The organism is Polynucleobacter asymbioticus QLW-P1DMWA-1 (assembly GCF_000016345.1).
Taxonomy (GTDB): domain Bacteria; phylum Pseudomonadota; class Gammaproteobacteria; order Burkholderiales; family Burkholderiaceae; genus Polynucleobacter; species Polynucleobacter asymbioticus.
The window spans coordinates 1,466,637-1,484,908 of record NC_009379.1; the positions used below are offsets into that span (position 1 = coordinate 1,466,637).

Consider the following 18,272-nt stretch of genomic DNA (forward strand, 5'->3'; position numbering starts at 1 on the left):
CTTATTTTTTGACTTAGGCAAATTTTTCGATTTGGCACATAGTGGTTTTTGTCTCTTGCATCATCGTCACCATGTCGTAACCATAAGTAGTCGCCGTATTGACTGCCTCACCTTGAACTACTGGCGCGGCACCCTCTGGATAGTACTTACGAATGTTTTCACCCTGCCACCAGCCAGCGAAGTGGAATGGCACAAATGCAGTTCCTTGATCTACACGCTCAGTAACTAAAGCACGCACTTTGATCTTGGCCCCAGTCGGTGATTTAACCCACACATAATCCCAATTCTGAATTCCGCGATCTGCTGCTGCCTTAGGATTAATCTCCACAAAGTTTTCTTGCTGAAGTTCTGCTAGCCAAGGATTAGAACGAGTTTCGTCACCACCACCCTCGTACTCAACCAAACGACCAGAGGTCAGAATAATTGGGAACTTCTCATATAGCTTCTGGTTCAAGTTTTGATTTTGAACAGTCTTATAGAGGGTTGGTAGACGCCAGAAGTTTTTCTTGTCGTCAATCGTTGGGTACTTGCGCATCATCGGAGCGTTTGTACTATAAAGCGCTTCACGGTGAATTGGAATTGGATCCGGGAAGTTCCATACGACTGCACGTGCTTTAGCATTTCCGAACGGATGACATCCATTCTTCATAACAACACGCTGAATACCACCAGACAAGTCAGTCTTCCAGTTTTTACCTTCAGCCAGTTTCTTTTCATCGTCAGTCAATTGATCCCACCAACCAAGCTTTTTCACAAGAACGTGATCGAACTCTGGGTAACCAGTTGTAATGGCCGAACCCTTAGAATAAGAGCCATCAGCAGCTAAGAGACTCTTACCATCACGCTCAACGCCGAAGTTTGCACGGAAGTTACCACCACCCTCCATCACACTTTTACTAGTGTCATAGAGGTTTGGTGAGCCTGGATGCTTAATGGCGGCAGTGCCGTAGCAAGGCCAAGGCAAGCCATAGTAGTCACCAGTGGTGTCATAACCAGTTACTGGGTCAACACCGCCACGAGACTTCAAGGTCTTAGGATCAAATGTCGCAACCATTCTCATGTGCGCTTTTAAGCGCTCAGGAGTTTGGCCGGTGTAACCAATAGTCCAGCAGGAGCGATTGATTTCACGCAAGATATCTTCAATCTGCGGTTCACGCCATTGCTTACCGGCAAACTTTGAATTGAGCATCTTGTAATTTTGTGAGAGCTCTTGGCCAAAACCCAAGCGATCTGCAAATGCTTGCATGATCACGTGATCAGGTACCGACTCAAACAATGGATCAATCACTTTTTCGCGCCATTGGAGGGAACGATTGGATGCAGTAGCCGAACCATTGGTTTCAAACTGAGTTGTGGCTGGCAAGAGATACACATTACGATTTTTATTCAGCGGATCATTCTCTGCTCCAGGCATTGCTGCCATCGCCGCAGTTGCACTTGGGAATGGATCCACCACCACCAAAAGATCTAACTTATTCATCGCACGCTTCATATCTAGACCGCGTGTTTGCGAGTTCGGTGCATGACCCCAGAAGAACAGACCCTTCACATTGGTTTGCTGGTCAATCATGTCGTTCTTTTCTAGAACAGCATCTACCCAACGAGAAACCGTTGTTCCAGACTTTTCCATCATGTCTGGGGCATAACGCCCTTTGATCCACTCGTAATCAACACCCCACACAGTTGCAAAGTGCTTCCAAGCTCCTGCGGCTAAACCGTAATAACCTGGCAATGAATCTGGATTTGGACCAACGTCAGTTGCTCCCTGAACGTTATCGTGTCCGCGGAAAATATTTGTACCGCCACCAGATTTTCCAATGTTGCCAAGTGCTAATTGCAAAATACAAGAGGCGCGAACGATGGCATTACCAGTGGTGTGCTGAGTTTGACCCATACACCAAACTACAGTACTTGGTTTATTGGTCGCCATGGTTTTCGCAACTTGATATACCTGCGCTTCTGGAACTCCACAGGCCTCTTCAACAGCGGCTGGGGTCCACTTCTCCATCACTTCTTTGCGAATCTCGTCCATTCCATAGACGCGGTCATTGATGTACTTCTTGTCTTCCCAGCCGTTTTTAAAGATGTGATACAGCACACCAAACAAGAATGGAATATCTGTTCCTGAACGAATACGAACGTATTGATCTGACTTCGCGGCGGTACGAGTGTATCGAGGATCAACAACGATCACTTTGCAGCCATTTTCTTTAGCATGCAGCAACATCAACATGGAGACTGGATGAGCTTCAGCAGCATTTGAACCAATATATAAAGCCGCCTTTGAATTCATCATGTCGTTATAACTATTGGTCATCGCACCATAGCCCCAGGTATTAGCTACACCTGCAACGGTAGTGGAATGGCAAATACGAGCCTGATGGTCTGTATTGTTAGTTCCAAAGAACGAAACCCATTTACGCAATAAATACGATTGTTCGTTATTGTGCTTTGAAGAGCCTACAAAGAACATGGCATCGGGAGAATATTTCTCACGAATACTCTTCATTTGCGCAGTGATTTCAGTAAGTGCTTGATCCCATGAAATACGCTGGTACTTTCCATCAACTAACTTCATTGGATAACGTAAGCGATAGTCACCATGACCATGTTCACGCAAGGCAGCACCCTTAGCGCAATGTGCGCCCATATTGATTGGCGAATCAAACACTGGGTCTTGACGTACCCAGACACCGTTCTCAACCGTAGCATCAACTGCGCAACCTACTGAACAGTGGGTACAGATCGTTCTCTTAACCTCTATTTTGCCTTTGCCATCTAGCATTGCTTTACTTGGCTCGGCAACTGCTTTTTGTACCAAGCTCAGTTGACTAGCAGCGATACCAGCGCCAACCCCTACTCCGGAGCGCTTTAAAAATGTTCTGCGATCCATGGTTGGTACTGCGGCTTTAAGGCCACGTGACAAACTACCGATAAGACGTGATGCAGAACGACTGCTTTGGGGGGTGTTGGATTTACGAGTCAGACTCATATGTTGTCCCTGAGAAAGTATTTTTTATTTATTTGATGTCAGTAAAGTAATAATGGAAAGCACTCTTTTAGAGCATGGTGGTTTCGTAATATTTGCGCATGTGGGCGGTCATCGTTTTATCGTCGCCCTTACCTTTAACGGTGCTGCCGATTTCTTGGATCACCGCTTTACCAACTGGAGTTTGAGATGCCAAAGCTACAGCGCCTACAGTGGCTCCTGCACCAATAAAGAACTTACGGCGTGATGGTTTATTTTCTTCGCTTACAGCTACCTTGGATTTAGTACTCACGGCATGCTCCTGTTTAATTATTCTTGATTGCGATCAAGTTTAATCGCTTATTGCACTTTTGACATATCGGTGTAACAAACAGTTATAGGGGATTTCCATTTGATGCAGCGCAGCATTAAATCATGTCAAAACTCTGCCCCTCAATGGCCAGAAATTCTCGGGTTAGCGCGGCAACCGGATGGTAAAGATGCATCTCAGGAATGCCCTCGATTGCATAGCACAATTCGTCATACCAAGGGCGGATGTGTTCATTGAAAAAAACCCTTTGGTTTGTAAGGTTTGATATCTCGACATCGTCCCCAGCAATCAAATACCGCATCACCTCACAGAGAGCTGAAATATGGTCTTCCGTCTCGGTAACTTCTTGGGCAGACTCTAGGCCAAATTCCTCTAATGCCTTGCGAATATTGACTAAAGGCCGCTCATTCAGATGGCCAGCCAAATAAAAGGAAGCATTTAGCACCACGTTTGGCCGCCCCACACTGATGAAGTTCAAGTCAAATTCGTCGTGCCAAGCCTTGGCTGGGTTATTTTTTGCCACCTCAACTACGTCCATCCAAAACTGGGCTAATGGCGCTTCATCAGCAGTATCTTGCTGCTCAGCTGTTGCAGCAATTTGATCTAATAATTCTTGATCAGGCGGAAGATGAAAAAACCGGGCAATCAAACCATATAGGTCTGATCTTGCAAGATCCTCAGGTAATCCAATATCCCCCACTTCGGTTGACAAGCTCTCTGTATCGTTTTCTTTCTCTAATTCGGTCATATTTCTTTTTTCACCATATCTACCACACGGCAATCACCACACATTTTGAGTCTATCTAATGCTGGACCAGCAAAAGCGCCATGCGCTCCCAACTTCGCCAGCATGAGATCGATCATCTTGCTTGTGCCAATCGGCTTTCCACAGCTAATGCAATGGAAGGCTTGGGCCTCATTGAGTGCAGTCTTTTTCTTGCGCTCTTCAATGGTTTGCAAGCGCGGGTCAAGGGTCAACGCATGCTCAGGGCAAGTTTGCACACAGATGCCGCATTGGACGCACTGCTTTTCAATAAATGACAGTATGGGCTCGTCGGGGTTATCCAATAAAGCCCCTTCAGGACAGCTGCTGACGCAGGACATACATAAAGTGCAGGCATCTTTATTGATGGCAAGACTGCCTATTAAAGACGATTTTGGTAGGGCAACACCGGCGGCTGGTAAAGGCGTCTTTGCTTGCTTTTGCAAATGCTCGAGTACCGCCTCTAGCGTTTCGCGCTTTTGATTTGAAAAGCTAAAACTTGCAGGGGTACAAATAGAGTGAAGTGCACCGCGTTGACGCAAAGCTCCCATCGCTTTTGAAATCACCGAGAGATCATCCGCAGATTGAGCTGCCATCAACTGAATGCGCGCATCAAATCCATAAGCACTCAGAATGGCATTTGCTAGATGGATTTGTTCTTCAAGCGCTGCACGATAAGCAGGATCTTCCTCACCACTTAACAATAAGATCACTTCGCCAAAACCATAAGATAAGGCGCCTAGCCAAAACTCAAGGCCAGTAGAGGCGATATGCTCGATACCATAAGGAATGGCAAATGAAGGTAGGCCCTCAAACTGCTTTGGCAGTACATGAGCAGATCGCCCTAAACCATCAATCAATTGAGTGCCGACCTTCAAGCTATGCAAAAGCAGGCTTGGGGCCAATGTCTGATTGATTTTTTTAGCTTCAGCATTAAATACCGTAGCTAACGTTTTTAATTCTTTTCCTTGATGCGGCACGCTTGGATAGTTATAGCGCATCGCTCCAGAGGGACATACAGTTGAACAGGCACCACAACCCATGCAGAGGTTAGGATTAACCTCAACACTGCCTTGACCGCCTTTAAATAAAGAACTAATGGCGCCAGTGGAACATACGTCTATACATGCATTGCAACCTACTTTTCCATTTCGGCCATGTGCGCATACTTTTTCGTTGTAGACAAAGTATTTGGGTTTCTCAAACTCGCCGACCATTTCTTGTAATTGATTGACTGCTAAAGCCTGCTCTAAAGGGTCTTTACCGGGTGCAAAGTAACCTTGTGGCGTTTGACTCATACGCATTTTTGGATCTAGCCGTAAATCCAAAATTAAATCGAATTCAGAATTGCGCTTACGGTCTGCTCGATCAAAAGAAATGGCGCCAATGCTAGCGCAGGCAGTTACACAGGAACGATGCGACTTGCACTTATCTAAATTAATTTGAAATGAAAGATCAATTGCGCCCTCAGGACAAACTTCTACGCAAGCGCCACAGCGGGTGCACATTTCAGGATCAATCGGATTTTGCAAATCCCAGTCAACTGAGAAATTACCTAAGTAGCCATCTAATTTGCTAACACTACCGCTATAAATTGGGTAATTACGTGCAAGCGGTAATTCGCCAGGCTCCGTACAGAGCACAGAAACATCCAATGAGGCGCTCAACTTCTCCGCCCAAGGAATTGCTTGAGAGCCAGAACCTATGATTAAAAGCCTTCCCTCGCTTTCATAGCTGACTACGGGAACCGGCTCAGCTTCCGGCATGTCTGCCAAGGAGAGTAAAGCTGCAATCTTGGGGCCGGATGCTTTTGCCTCTTGAGTCCAACCGGCTACTTCGCGAATATTGACGAAACGTAATGGCGCGACCAACGGCTTGTCTGCCTGATCGGCTAACTCACCAAATAAAGCAGCTTCTTGAGTGCAGGCGATCACTAAAGAATCTGAGCCATCGAGCGCTTTTAAGAAAGAGCCAACCTCTTGTCTACATAGGGAATGATGCACTGGAACTCCTAATGCCTTTGCATCCAAAGGCATCGTTCCATTGCAGTTACATACTAATTTTTGACTCATTCACAACCTTCTTAGGTTTTTTTCTTATCTGACTCTAATGGCACCACATCCATCATCGCCGGGTTTTCTTGCGACGCTACAGGTGTGGATGTTAAATCAGTTTGAATAGGAGCCTCTATAGCAGTCGGTTCAGACTCTGTTGTGGCGGCTTTTGAGTTGACTGGATTAGCCGACTCATCAGCACCCTTGTCCGTCTTGCGGAAAAGATTCAGCATTTCACTTTGCGCCATTCTCTCCAACATGCCCATAGGCAAAGGGTCGGGTTGGGAATAGTCATCAATATAAATATCGAGGCGGTCCATCACATTAAAGTGCGGATCCGTAAACATCTTCTTAAGTGCTGCCTGCTGAACTTGAGGATCAACATCGGGCTTCATAAAAGCGGAGAAGTCGGGGGCTAATGAATCAATCCTTTCAACGTCCTCTAGCGAGGCAGGAGGAATGGCGTCTTCAACCTGAGGTGTTATATCCTCAGAAGGCTTGGCAAGTTCTTTATCTCGATCAATTGACTCATCTTGTTGAACCAACTTGCGGCGAGACCAGCGACTTAAAAAACCATCAGCCATCAGTCCTCCGCTGTGCGCTCAGCACCCTTAAATGATGCAGGTCGATGCCTCTTTTTAGGCTCAGGACGATAATTCTCGCTGACATACTCTTCCAACCAAGAGGCGTGTTCTGCAGACATCGTCACAGTATCTACTGACTCTCCCCCATCAAGAAGTCGACCTGCCTCGTTATAACTGACACAAATACGATGAGGAACAGCTATGGTTACTTCAGACCTTGCTAGAGGGAGGGATTGTGAGTCTATATAGCGCTCCATATCTTCCTCTAGTCGCCACATCACAAACCAACAGGGAGTCGTTGCAGAGATATTGAGATAGTAGCCCTCTGCCTCATCAGGAAAAAGATTTAACTCATAGCCAGTAAATAGCCAAGATTCGCCATCTTCATCTCGCTCCAAGAATTTGCCCGAGATCGAATTATCAGCAGTGCTATTAAATTGACCAAAATCAGGCAACACCTCCTGCGGAACCCAGCGATAAGATATCCATGGATTATCGATGTTTTGTTTACGCATCAATACTGCAAAGCGCATAAGTCCTCAGGTATTTTGAACCACGATATTAGGAAACTTACTGCTCATATCTTTAGATAGAGTAGCAACGCGAATGGCGATTTGTCTAGCAATGTTTTTATAAATTGCACTGATAGCACCATCAGGGTCAGCCACCACGGTAGGACGTCCAGCATCAGATTGCTCGCGTATGGAAAGATTCAAAGGTAAAGCACCCAAAAACTCTACGCCATACTCTTTACACATCTTTTCACCGCCGCCAGCACCAAAGATGTGCTCTTCATGACCACAGCCTGGGCAAACATAAGTGCTCATATTTTCAATAATGCCAATAATAGGAACCCCCACCTTTTCAAACATCTTTAATCCCTTGCGCGCATCAAGCAATGCAATGTCTTGGGGAGTGGTCACAATGATGGATCCTGTGACGGGTACTTTTTGAGATAAGGTCAACTGAATATCTCCAGTTCCAGGTGGCATATCGACAATCAAGTAATCCAAGTCACGCCAGCGTGTTTGACGAAGTAATTGCTCTAACGCAGAGGTCACCATGGGACCACGCCAAACCATCGGCGCATCTTCATCTATCAAAAATCCAATAGAGCTAGCTTGAAGTCCATGACCTTCCATCGGTTCGATAGTATTTTCTTCAACAGACTCTGGCCTGCCAGTAATGCCAAGCATCATTGGCTGACTAGGACCATAGATGTCTGCATCCAAGATTCCCACTTGCGCGCCTTCAGCCGCAAGAGCCAAGGCTAAGTTAACGGCCGTTGTGGATTTACCCACTCCACCTTTACCGCTGGCAACCGCAATAATATTTTTCACTCCAGGCAATAGCTTCACGCCACGTTGCACCGCATGCGCCACGATTTGACTAGTCATAGTCACGCTCACATTTTTAACTCCGGGCAATTCACGCAAAGAGTTAATGATCACCTTGCGAATACCATCAAACTGGCTTTTTGCTGGATATCCTAAAACAATATCCAAGGAGATATCGCCATCTTCTACCTTAAGGTTCTTGACATTTTTTGCCGTAACAAAATCTATTTTTGTATTGGGATCAATTAAGCTTTTTAATGCCCCTTGAACAACTTCTGCAGTAACCGACACTACCTTCTCCTTTAGGATCGCGCCCCGAATATTGCATTCCTAGGGCGCTACAAATTATTTTTAATTGAATAGCAGATAGGTTAACCGTACCAGCGAAAAATTGCTTGGGACAAGATCGGTTGATCTTGCCTTGCATAATTAGAAAATCAATAAGCTGAGGTAGTAAACCAACATAGACATTAATGCGGTGGCTGGGATCGTGAAGATCCAAGCCCAAACGATGTTTCCAGCTACGCCCCAACGAACAGCACTGGCTCTTTGGGTGGAGCCCACACCAACAATAGCCCCGGTGATTGTATGGGTAGTCGATACTGGAACACCCAGTGCAGTAGCAGCAAATAAAGTAATTGCCCCACCCGTCTCTGCGCAAAAACCACCCACTGGCTTGAGTTTGGTTAATTTTTGACCCATTGTTTTGACAATCCGCCAACCGCCAAACATCGTACCCATTGCAATCGCGATGTAGCAGCAAATAATGGTCCACGCGGGAGGCATGCTTGCACTAGCATCGGTGTAACCAGTGATGATTAATAGCAACCAAATAATACCGATGGTTTTTTGGGAGTCATTACCACCATGCCCAAGACTATATGCGCCAGCAGAAATTAATTGCAAGCGACGGAACCAACGATCCGTTTTCGACAGGGTAACGTTACGACACACCCAAGATACGAGGAGCATCATCAATGAGCCTAGAAGGAAGCCCACAAAAGGTGAAATAAAGATGAAGGAAACGGTTTTCAAAATACCGGACCAAACCAATCCATCTAAGCCAGCTTTAGGAAGCGCCGCCCCCACTAAGCCGCCAATTAATGCATGTGAAGAGCTGGAGGGAATCCCGTAATACCAAGTCACTATGTTCCAAATGATCGCACCCACCAGAGCGCCAAATATGACATGTAAATCAACGACGGCTGGATTAACGATTCCCTTACCCACTGTAGCAGCAACACTCAAATGAAAAATAAAGATAGCCAGGAAATTGAAAAAGGCAGCGAATACGACTGCCTGTTGTGGCTTTAGAACGCCCGTAGATACAACGGTTGCAATAGAGTTCGCAGCATCATGAAATCCGTTCATGAAGTCGAATGCGAGAGCTAGCGCTACCAGTAACGCTACAACCCAAAAGGCTACCTCTATCGTTGGCAACTTAATTCGCCTTAAGAATTTTCAAGAACGATGCCTTCAACCAAATTGGCAACATCCTCGCATTTATCAGTAACTTCTTCAAGCAGCTCGTAAATGCGCTGGCATTTAATGAGCTCACGCACCTCGATGTCCTCACGGAATAAACGTGTGATCGCAGTAGATAAAAGGCGGTCAGCATTAGACTCTAAATGATCGATTTCATCACAAGTTTTTAATGCAGCTTTTGCAACCTCAGGATCAGAAATATCTTTTAAGGTAGCAACTGCATTTTTCATACTGATACAGCACTGATTACAAAGCTCAGCCATTTGAATCATTTCTGCTGTCATTTGCTTAACATCATACAAATGCATTGCCTCGGTACCGTTTTGCAATAGGTCGGCTACATCATCCATCGTATTGATGAGTGAGAAAATTTGATCGCGATCGATTGGAGTAATAAAAGTCTTGTGTAAACGGCGATGCACTTCTTTCACCACATCGTCACAAGCATGTTCAGCTTTATCAACTTCCTGCGTATATTTTGCACGCAACACTTCATCGTTGTAATGCTCGACGAACTTTAAAAAAGATTCTGAAGCGGCAACGATATGCCCAGCATGCTCATTGAATAATACGAAGAAATTACCATCGTGAGGCATTAATTTGCTGAAGAACATAAATCACGATCCTTTGGGAACAAAAAATACGGGTTTTGTTAGATTTGCCGACATTCTAAACAAAGCTTTAATTCTGAACTGGAAAGCCGGCCTCTGTTATCAGCTGACTTGCTTGAGCCAGGGTTAAGGTGGTCTCCAGTGCTACGGTTTGCGCAGCCAAGTCTGCTGCCACTTTGGCGCTTGGGTCTTGAGCCTGAATTGCTCGGGTTACTGCATTAATACAACCTCCACAGGTCATCCCAGATACTTTTAAATTCAACATATCCACCCTTTTGCACTCAATTCTGTTGGTATGCAGTAGATTATCTTCTATATGAGCCCCCCAAAAGAGACAAATTCGCACCTTTTTACTCTAGATATTGGCGGGATGACCTGCGCCTCCTGCGTTGGCAGGGTTGAAAAAGCCTTAAATCAGACCCCGGGTGTTGAGGCTGCCAGCGTCAATTTAGCAACAGAACAAGCAAAAATACGCCTACAAACGGGTGCTGAGACAACAATCAATTCAGTCATCGCCTCAGTTCAGAAAACGGGATATGACGCCAAAATAAGTACCCCCAATGGAAAAAGCGAGATCAAGCCCCAGCAGGCCCTTTGGGGCTCCGACGGGCTAGGTCGCGTTTTACTCAGCTTTACTCTATCTGCCCCACTTTTTTTACCGATGCTGCTAATGCCATTCGGCATACATTGGTCGCTCTCGCCGAAATGGCAACTATTGCTAGCAAGCCCAGTGCAATTCTTTTTTGGGTGGCGCTTCTATAAGGCGGGTTTTAAATCCGTATTAGCTGGCGCAGGCAATATGGATTTATTGGTGGCTCTTGGCACGAGTGCGGCATACGGCTTAAGCGTCTATCTCATGGTGGCTTCACCCCATGCTAATCACGAACTCTATTTTGAGGGATCCTCAGTCATCATCTGCATGGTGCTTCTAGGTAAGTGGCTGGAAGCAAGAGCAAAACAACAAACCAGCGAAGCAATTCGTGCCTTGCAAAAACTTTGGCCAGAACAGGCTAAGGTTCTCTTGCCCGAAGCAGTGATTGAAGGAAATGCTTTCTTGGATCAATATCGAGAATTAGCTTTGGACCAAGTTTTCGCAAAGGATCGAATATTAGTATTACCTGGCGAACGTATACCAGTTGATGGCGTAATCCTCTTTGGCTCAAGCCATATAGACGAATCACTTCTTACCGGTGAAAGTGAGCCAGTTAAAAAAACACTTGAGGATAAGGTCATTGGTGGATCGCTCAATGGTGAGGGGGTCATTGTCGTTGACGCCCAAGCAGTTGGTATTGAGAGCGTTCTTTCAAAAATAATTACCTTAGTGGAAGATGCTCAAACGCAGAAGGCGCCGATTCAAAAATTAGTGGATCAAGTCAGCGCAATTTTTGTGCCCAGCGTTCTGATCATTGCACTACTTACTGGATTGGTGAATTGGTTTTATTTAGACTCTGCTGCAATTGCGATTCTCCGAGCAGTATCTGTTCTCGTCATCGCCTGTCCTTGCGCCCTTGGATTAGCAACGCCTGCAGCGATCATGGCAGGAACAGGAGTGGCAGCACGCTTTGGCATCTTAATTAAAGATCCTCAAGTGCTCGAGCAAGCGCATCGACTCAATATCGTAGCTTTTGATAAAACAGGAACGCTCACGATTGGTAAGCCTCGCTTGCTATCGTTAATTCCGCTTTCAGAAAAATTCAATCGGAGCGATATTCTGGCTACGGCAGCAGGTTTGCAGTTGGGCAGCGAACACCCCTTGGCCAAAGCCCTATTAGATGCTGCAAAAGAAGCGGGGATATCTCCCTTCCCACCCACGGAGAGCAAAGCCATTCCAGGGGTAGGTATTACAGGCAAGACAAACTCAGGTCCATGGTCTAAGCAAAACCTGAGTTTGCAAAGCGTTGCCTCTTTACATGCCGGTTTAGAAACTGGCAATATCGCTCAGAAAGCCCAAGCGTGTTTAGAGGCCGGGCAAACTGTCTCTGTGTTAATGAGCAAAGACATACCCGAGACGCCAATTGCCATCATTGCGTTTGGCGATGAATTAAAAAGTAACGCTCAGCAAGCCATTAAAGCCTTGCATCAATTGCGCATCCGCACTGTCATGCTATCGGGCGACAACTCGGCCGCAGCAAATCGTGTCGGAAATTCAATTGGTATAGATGAGGTATTTGGGCAAATCATGCCAAGCAATAAAGCAGAGATTATTCGTAAACTCCAATCTGCTGATGCAGATCATTCCCGTCAATGGGTTGCGATGGTTGGTGATGGCGTCAACGATGCCCCAGCCTTAGCTGCTGCTGATGTTGGAATGGCGATGTCTACGGGTACGGATGTCGCCATGCAGGCAGCAGGAATTACTTTAATGCGAGGTGACCCCAGTTTGGTTGCTGATGCAATCGATATCTCTAAGCGGACTTGGCAAAAAATTCAGCAAAATCTTTTCTGGGCATTTATTTTTAATGCCACCGGGATCCCATTAGCAGCGCTTGGCTATCTCTCGCCCATGCTAGCTGGCAGTGCAATGGCTCTTTCTAGCTTTTGCGTACTCAGTAATGCCCTTTTATTAAAGCGCTGGCGCCCAGGTCAGGTCTGATAAAAGCAACTTAAACTTATTTGCTAGCGCTCTTATCAGGGCCTTTGCGCACCAGCTCAATGTCACCGTAAAACGCTCGAGTTTCAGATTTTGTGTTGTCGGTATCGGTTAGTAGTGCAATTCCAATCACCTCACCTGGAGCTTCGCCATAAGCGCGCTTATAGTCAGCAGCTAGGTCGCGTTGATGATGACGCCATTCATCCAAATTTTCCCAACCCGAATCCACAACAATCATTTTGACGCGTGATGTATGCACATTCGGAATAATCGAATCAACTTGGCCCTTACCTGACCAGATATACATCAGAGTGGCATAAGGCATTTCCTGACCACTGATTAAGTTGGCCATTTCAAAGTTCATCTTTTCTTTTAATGGCAATTTTGATTTATTACCATCAAACGCAACCAAAATTCGCAATGGCGCGTCATCTTGATATCCGTTTGCATTATCGGCAGCCGGCATTGCACCAGTTGCCTTCCACTCCCATTTCAACCACAGGTTATTTGCTTGACGAGGACGTAACTTGACCGCTAATCCAGATGCTGACGTTTGAGAATTTGCACTTAGCACGGTTCTGCCTTGGTAATTTTCCAGGCGGTAAACGGTATTCTTTTTATAAGGTGCTATACGGTAAAAATTCCAGCCGTTTGGCATGCCTTCCCGTGCAGTTTCTACGGAAAATTTAGGAAGCTCATCTTGGGCGGGTATTTGATCGGCATTGAATGCTTTTCCAGACTCGTCCTGAACGGTACCACCACCAAACCCTGCGCAACCACTCAAAATCATTGCCGTGCAGACAAGCAGAGAAAGAAAAATAGACTTAAACATGTATCGATTGTCCCAAAGAATTCTTTAAGTGAGTCTAAAATTGAATAATGCGCCACCAATCCCCATCAAGCTGGGCAGTAATCTGCGTCTGCATAGCAGCTGTTGTTCATTTTGCCTTGGGATTTTCAATCGAGTTTTCTGTAGATGAAGCTCATTACGCCTTGTATGCGCAACATTTAGCTTGGAGTTATTTTGATCATCCGCCTTTAGTAGGCTGGATTCAGTGGCCTCTTGTAACGCTCACATCTTCTGAAGGGCTAATTCGCCTGATTCCAGAATTACTATGGATACTTTCTTGTTATTTGGTTTATCAAGTAACGCTCGAGGTGCATCACCTGATACAAGGCCGAAATGCAGGCTATCTAACTAGCGCGCTTCCCTCGCCAAATACCTGTGGCCTGATGGCAGTACTTGCCGTCATCGCTGCCCCTATACCCCATGTATTGGCAATCGGACTATTACCCGACACCTTACTAATACCTCTTAGCCTCGGATTGATGTGGATGGCTTTGCGCTGGCTCATTAAAGATCATTTCACTTTGGCCGATTGGGTGCTCACTGGAGTTTTATTGGGCCTAGCTGGTCTTAGCAAGTACACCGCCGCCTTTACTGCGATTGCACTTTTATTTGTATTTATAAGCGCTCCCCGTAAGGTTTGGATCAGTCAAGCGGGGTTCTGGTTTGCCGCTCTCATTGCTCTCGCCTTCATCACTCCAGTGTTGTATTGGAATTACGTCAATGACTGGATTTCCTTCAAATATCAAATCGCTCACGGGGCTGGCAGTAGCTGGCTGTGGCGCAGATTAGCCGCTTACATTGGGGTGCAGATCTTGGTATATGGACCTCTTCTTGTTCTAGGTGCATTTCTCTTTCTGAAAAATTGTCTTCAGACCACCAAGCTTGCGCTACTAAGTCTGTTGGGATTTTTTGTCATTCCCTTTGCAATTTTTACTGGCCTCTCGGGTGGTGGTGGCCTTCCTCATTGGACTTCGCCTGCGTGGTTTTGTCTTGCCCCCTTCGCGGGAATTGGATTGGCGAAAGCATGGACAGCTCAACAACATCGCTTAATCCGTTTTCTATTTATTTTTCAGCTTGCTCTCTGTTTCATCGGCTTTGGATTTGTTTTGTCTGGAGGGATTAACTCTGATCTAGTGAAGTCCAACCCGATAGCAGATCTCTATGGCTGGAAATTGGCTGGTGAAAAAGCAGCTCAATTATCGAAAGCAAATAAAGCAAGCGGCATAGCCGTACAAAACTGGACCTTAGGTAGTCGCGCTGCTTGGTACGCAAGACCAACTCCTGTGTTTGTGCTGGATGATCGCCAAGACCAATTTGACCTCTGGTTTGGCAAGCTACCCAAAGGGGCAAATATCCTCCTAGTGAACTGGTCTGGAATGTCGTTTTCCCCTCCCATTAGGAGTAAAAATGGCTTCGAACATTGCGCCCCACTAGAGTCACTAGAAATCAAGCGATTGGGTCAAAGTCTTTCCACGTTTGACTTTAGCCTTTGTAGTAACTGGCAGGACTAGGGTTTAAGGGAGTAATACACCCAAATTCAAGACCTTAGGCGTCTAAAGCATTATCCTTACGCCTATGAGTTCACCAGCCCATTCCACCCCAAAATCCCCTTCCGGGTGGAAATCAATTCTCAAGCGCGCCTGGCCGTACATCCGCATCCTGCTATCAATTGCCCTGCTTTGGAAAGCGACTAGCGGCATTGACTGGACCACATTGTTTGATTCCCATATCAAAATGCAGCCACTTTGGTTTTTAGCAGCTTTAGCGACCATGACGCTTGCTTTTATTTGCGGCGGCTATCGCTGGGGTTTATTTATGCAGACTGTAGGCTTTCCTCGTCGCATCTTCTCTTATATTGCCTTGTACTTTACCGGGGGGCTCATCAATCAAGGTCTACCAAGTACTCTAGGGGGAGATAGTTATCGCGCCATTACAGCAACTCACTTGACTACTAAAGGCAATCTCACCGAAACAACAGAGTTGGATAAAGAGCTGCATCACTCTGTTGACCTTGAGCATGCCAATCCAAAATTACGCCTGAGTTTTTCCATGGTTGTAGTAGATCGATTATTAGGATTGGCTGGTAATAATTTACTGGGTGGTATCGGCCTGATCTTAGGCGGTGCCACGTTGGCTGCATGGGGGCAAGACTTAGGCTATGCAGTAGCCGCAGTAATGCTCTTTGCTGGCGTAGTGATTGCCTTCATTCTAGCTTGGCAACCCAGTCAAGCGCTTTTACAAAAATTTCTTGTCCGTTTGCGTATGGACAATGCAATGCCAGGAATCAAACTTGCATTTGCATGGCCTAACAATATCGCGCAAGCTCTCTTGGCCATTGGCATTCACCTTTTGACCATCCTCACATTGATGTTCTGCTTAAAAGCGTACGGCGTGGATGCGCCTATTGAAGGCCTAATGATTGGCTTACCCGCGCTGAGTCTGCTGCTGATGTTGCCCATTAGTATTTCTGGTTGGGGCTTACGTGAAGCAACCCTATCTTCCGTACTAGCACTGTGGGGGGTTAATCCTTCGCTCACCGTGTTAGCTTCTATTAGTTACGGCGCTATTACGGTGATTTCAGTATTGCCGGGTGCATACTACTTATTAAAACGAAAATAATTCTTTCGGAATCTCATTATGACTATTAGCGTCAACACTATGCGTGCTATCGATCATTGGGTTGGTGTGCCACTTTGCGCCATCGCCAGCCCAGTAGTCGCGTTGATTGATAGCATTAAAAATATCTTCAATCGCGGGCCACAAACACCTAAGAGATTACTTTTTATTGAACTCTCTGAAATGGGTAGCGCCATTTTGGTTGACCCAGCTATGCGCAACGCACAAGCACGTGGCGCTGAATTATTTTTTCTGATCTTTAAAAGTAATCGCGCTAGTTTGACCCTGTTAAATACTGTCAAGCCTGAGAATATTTTTACGATTGATTCTTCAAGCTTGGGTAGCCTTATTAAGGATACCGTCCGTTTTCTTTGGATCGCCCGTTGGAAGCGTATTGATACCGTAATTGATTTGGAATTGTTTTCACGCTTTACCGCCCTTCTCACTGGCCTATGCGGAGCAAGACGTCGCGTGGGCTATCACATCTTTCATGGTGAGGGATTGTGGCGGGGTTTTATGCTCACCCGCAAGGTGCATTACAACCCCCATATTCATATCACCAAAAACTTTCTCTCTTTAATACATGCCGCTTTTGCTCGAGAGATTGAAGTTCCATTTAGCAAAATTCATATTGCAGATTCAGAAGTGCGATTAGAGCAAGCAGTGATTCATCCCGAAGTATTAGAAAAGGTGCGGGTACGTATTGAGAAAAAGGCGAAAGAAGCCAATATTCCTTACGAGCATGGAAAAAATCGCCTGATTTTGATTAACCCGAATGCAAGCGATCTCTTGCCGCAACGTCGCTGGGCACAACAGCGATTCTCTGAGCTCATCCAAGCAGTCCATCAGCGGTATCCAGAAGATTTAATATTGATCACCGGCTCTCCTGCTGAGTTTGTCTATGTAGACAAAGTAAGAGCAGTAGCAAATGTCAAAAATGCCTTAAATTTTGCTGGGCAAGTCAGCTTTGCAGAATTACCTCCGTTGTATACCCTCTCTGATGTGATGGTGACGAATGATTCAGGCCCCGGACATTTCTCAGCTGTTACTCCACTACGTACCGTTGTACTATTTGGACCCGAAACTCCAGCACTCTATGGCTCTGTTGGGAACTCCATTGCAATTACTGCCAATCTTGCTTGCTCTCCTTGTGTTAGCGCAGCCAATCATCGCAAAACACCGTGTCAGGATAACGTTTGCATGCAGGCCATTACCGTCGATCAAGTTTTAGAAAAAGTCATAGTTCAGTTAAACGATGCTGATAAGGTAAAGGGTCGCTGAACTGAATGAGCAATAAGGTCATCCCGTCTACCGCTTGGTTCATTCCCCTAATTCCATTATCACTGGCAGGCGCCATCTATTTTGGCGAGCTTCAAAGTAGTACATTTTTATTTATTAATCACTTTACCCAATCATTCCCAGATACGCTCTGGGCTTGGTTAACTTTTCTAGGCAATGGCTGGGGTGCATTTGCATTTGCTTTTCCACTTCTCTTATTGGCACCACGTTTACTGACTTCAGCTATCTTTGCTGGTGCATTGGCAGCGGTAGCTAGCACTGTTCTTAAAAATATTTTTAGCCTCCCAAGACCCGCAGGCCTTCTCGAGATGGATAGCTTTCACCGTGTTGGAGGGCCCTTACTCCATAATGCTTTTCCATCTGGACATACATTGACCGCCTTCGCAGTGGCAAGTGCAATCTATTTTGCATGCAAGAAAAATAAACGTACTTATGTATCTCTCATGTTTATATTAGCCGCCTTAGTGGGCCTCTCTCGCAATGCAGTAGGTGCTCATTGGCCTACCGATGTATTGGGTGGTGCGGGATTTGGTTTGTGGTGTGGAATGATTGGAGCCCTTTTAGCGCATAGAGTCCCCGCTGAAAAGCTCACGCCATACTGCCCCTGGCCAAGACTGATTGCAGTAGGTGGAATAGTTGCCATCTATGCGCATTACACTCAAATCATGGATTTGGAATTAAACCTGCCTTTGCAGTACGCTTCCATTGCTATTATTTTCATTACCTTAATTTTGTTTGTTAGGGCACAGTTCGCCAAAACTCTCAACCCATTAGATTAAGGCTT

Annotated in this window: 16 protein-coding genes; 5 read left to right on the top strand and 11 right to left on the bottom strand. The window is 45.8% G+C overall.

Features of this window, described 5'->3' with window-relative positions:
- Positions 1–13: 13 nt before the first annotated feature.
- From PNUC_RS07320 to PNUC_RS07365, 10 genes are all read right to left on the bottom strand, one after another.
- Positions 14–2,992, bottom strand: a complete 2,979-nt coding sequence (locus tag PNUC_RS07320; protein WP_011903237.1) for a formate dehydrogenase subunit alpha — start codon at positions 2,990–2,992, stop codon at positions 14–16.
- A 67-nt stretch (positions 2,993–3,059) separates the two neighbouring features.
- Entirely contained in the window at positions 3,060–3,281 is a 222-nt protein-coding gene (locus tag PNUC_RS07325; RefSeq protein WP_048812137.1) for a hypothetical protein, read from the bottom strand.
- Between the two features lie 115 nt (positions 3,282–3,396).
- On the bottom strand, positions 3,397–4,047 hold the full coding sequence (locus tag PNUC_RS07330; protein WP_011903238.1) for a TorD/DmsD family molecular chaperone: 651 nt from the start codon (positions 4,045–4,047) through the stop codon (positions 3,397–3,399).
- A complete protein-coding gene (locus tag PNUC_RS07335; protein ID WP_011903239.1) occupies positions 4,044–6,134 on the bottom strand; it encodes a 4Fe-4S binding protein in 2,091 nt (696 codons plus the stop codon). The genes PNUC_RS07330 and PNUC_RS07335 overlap by 4 nt, the downstream gene beginning before the upstream one ends.
- An 11-nt stretch (positions 6,135–6,145) precedes the next feature.
- Positions 6,146–6,700, bottom strand: coding sequence for a DUF3306 domain-containing protein (locus PNUC_RS07340; protein ID WP_011903240.1), 555 nt, complete (start codon positions 6,698–6,700; stop codon positions 6,146–6,148).
- Positions 6,700–7,233: a DUF3305 domain-containing protein gene (locus PNUC_RS07345; RefSeq protein ID WP_011903241.1), complete on the bottom strand. Its 534-nt coding sequence runs from the start codon at positions 7,231–7,233 to the stop codon at positions 6,700–6,702. The genes PNUC_RS07340 and PNUC_RS07345 overlap by 1 nt, the downstream gene beginning before the upstream one ends.
- Before the next feature lie 6 nt (positions 7,234–7,239).
- Complete coding sequence (gene apbC / locus PNUC_RS07350; protein ID WP_011903242.1) at positions 7,240–8,328, bottom strand: iron-sulfur cluster carrier protein ApbC; 1,089 nt, start codon at positions 8,326–8,328, stop codon at positions 7,240–7,242.
- 138 nt (positions 8,329–8,466) lie between these two features.
- Positions 8,467–9,477 carry an inorganic phosphate transporter gene (locus tag PNUC_RS07355; RefSeq protein WP_011903243.1) on the bottom strand — a complete coding sequence of 337 codons (1,011 nt, stop codon included), beginning with the start codon at positions 9,475–9,477 and terminating at the stop codon, positions 8,467–8,469.
- A gap of 11 nt (positions 9,478–9,488) precedes the next feature.
- Positions 9,489–10,136, bottom strand: coding sequence for a DUF47 domain-containing protein (locus PNUC_RS07360; protein WP_011903244.1), 648 nt, complete (start codon positions 10,134–10,136; stop codon positions 9,489–9,491).
- 67 nt (positions 10,137–10,203) lie between these two features.
- Entirely contained in the window at positions 10,204–10,398 is a 195-nt protein-coding gene (locus PNUC_RS07365; protein ID WP_011903245.1) for a heavy-metal-associated domain-containing protein, read from the bottom strand.
- A gap of 51 nt (positions 10,399–10,449) precedes the next feature.
- Between PNUC_RS07365 and PNUC_RS07370 the strand changes: the two genes are divergently transcribed.
- Positions 10,450–12,726: a heavy metal translocating P-type ATPase gene (locus PNUC_RS07370; RefSeq protein WP_011903246.1), complete on the top strand. Its 2,277-nt coding sequence runs from the start codon at positions 10,450–10,452 to the stop codon at positions 12,724–12,726.
- Between the two features lie 16 nt (positions 12,727–12,742).
- Here the strand turns inward: PNUC_RS07370 and PNUC_RS07375 are convergent, their stop codons facing one another.
- Entirely contained in the window at positions 12,743–13,555 is an 813-nt protein-coding gene (locus PNUC_RS07375) for a DUF3047 domain-containing protein (RefSeq protein ID WP_011903247.1), read from the bottom strand.
- Between the two features lie 47 nt (positions 13,556–13,602).
- Between PNUC_RS07375 and PNUC_RS07380 the strand changes: the two genes are divergently transcribed.
- The 4 genes from PNUC_RS07380 (at position 13,603) to PNUC_RS07395 (ending at position 18,267) form a co-directional block, all read left to right on the top strand.
- Positions 13,603–15,084 carry a glycosyltransferase family 39 protein gene (locus PNUC_RS07380; protein WP_011903248.1) on the top strand — a complete coding sequence of 494 codons (1,482 nt, stop codon included), beginning with the start codon at positions 13,603–13,605 and terminating at the stop codon, positions 15,082–15,084.
- A 64-nt stretch (positions 15,085–15,148) separates the two neighbouring features.
- The gene (locus PNUC_RS07385; RefSeq protein WP_011903249.1) at positions 15,149–16,192 is read left to right on the top strand and encodes a lysylphosphatidylglycerol synthase transmembrane domain-containing protein; all 1,044 of its coding nucleotides are present in this window, start codon (positions 15,149–15,151) and stop codon (positions 16,190–16,192) included.
- 18 nt (positions 16,193–16,210) lie between these two features.
- Complete coding sequence (locus PNUC_RS07390) at positions 16,211–17,470, top strand: glycosyltransferase family 9 protein (protein ID WP_011903250.1); 1,260 nt, start codon at positions 16,211–16,213, stop codon at positions 17,468–17,470.
- 5 nt (positions 17,471–17,475) lie between these two features.
- Complete coding sequence (locus PNUC_RS07395; protein ID WP_011903251.1) at positions 17,476–18,267, top strand: phosphatase PAP2 family protein; 792 nt, start codon at positions 17,476–17,478, stop codon at positions 18,265–18,267.
- Positions 18,268–18,272: the final 5 nt, after the last annotated feature.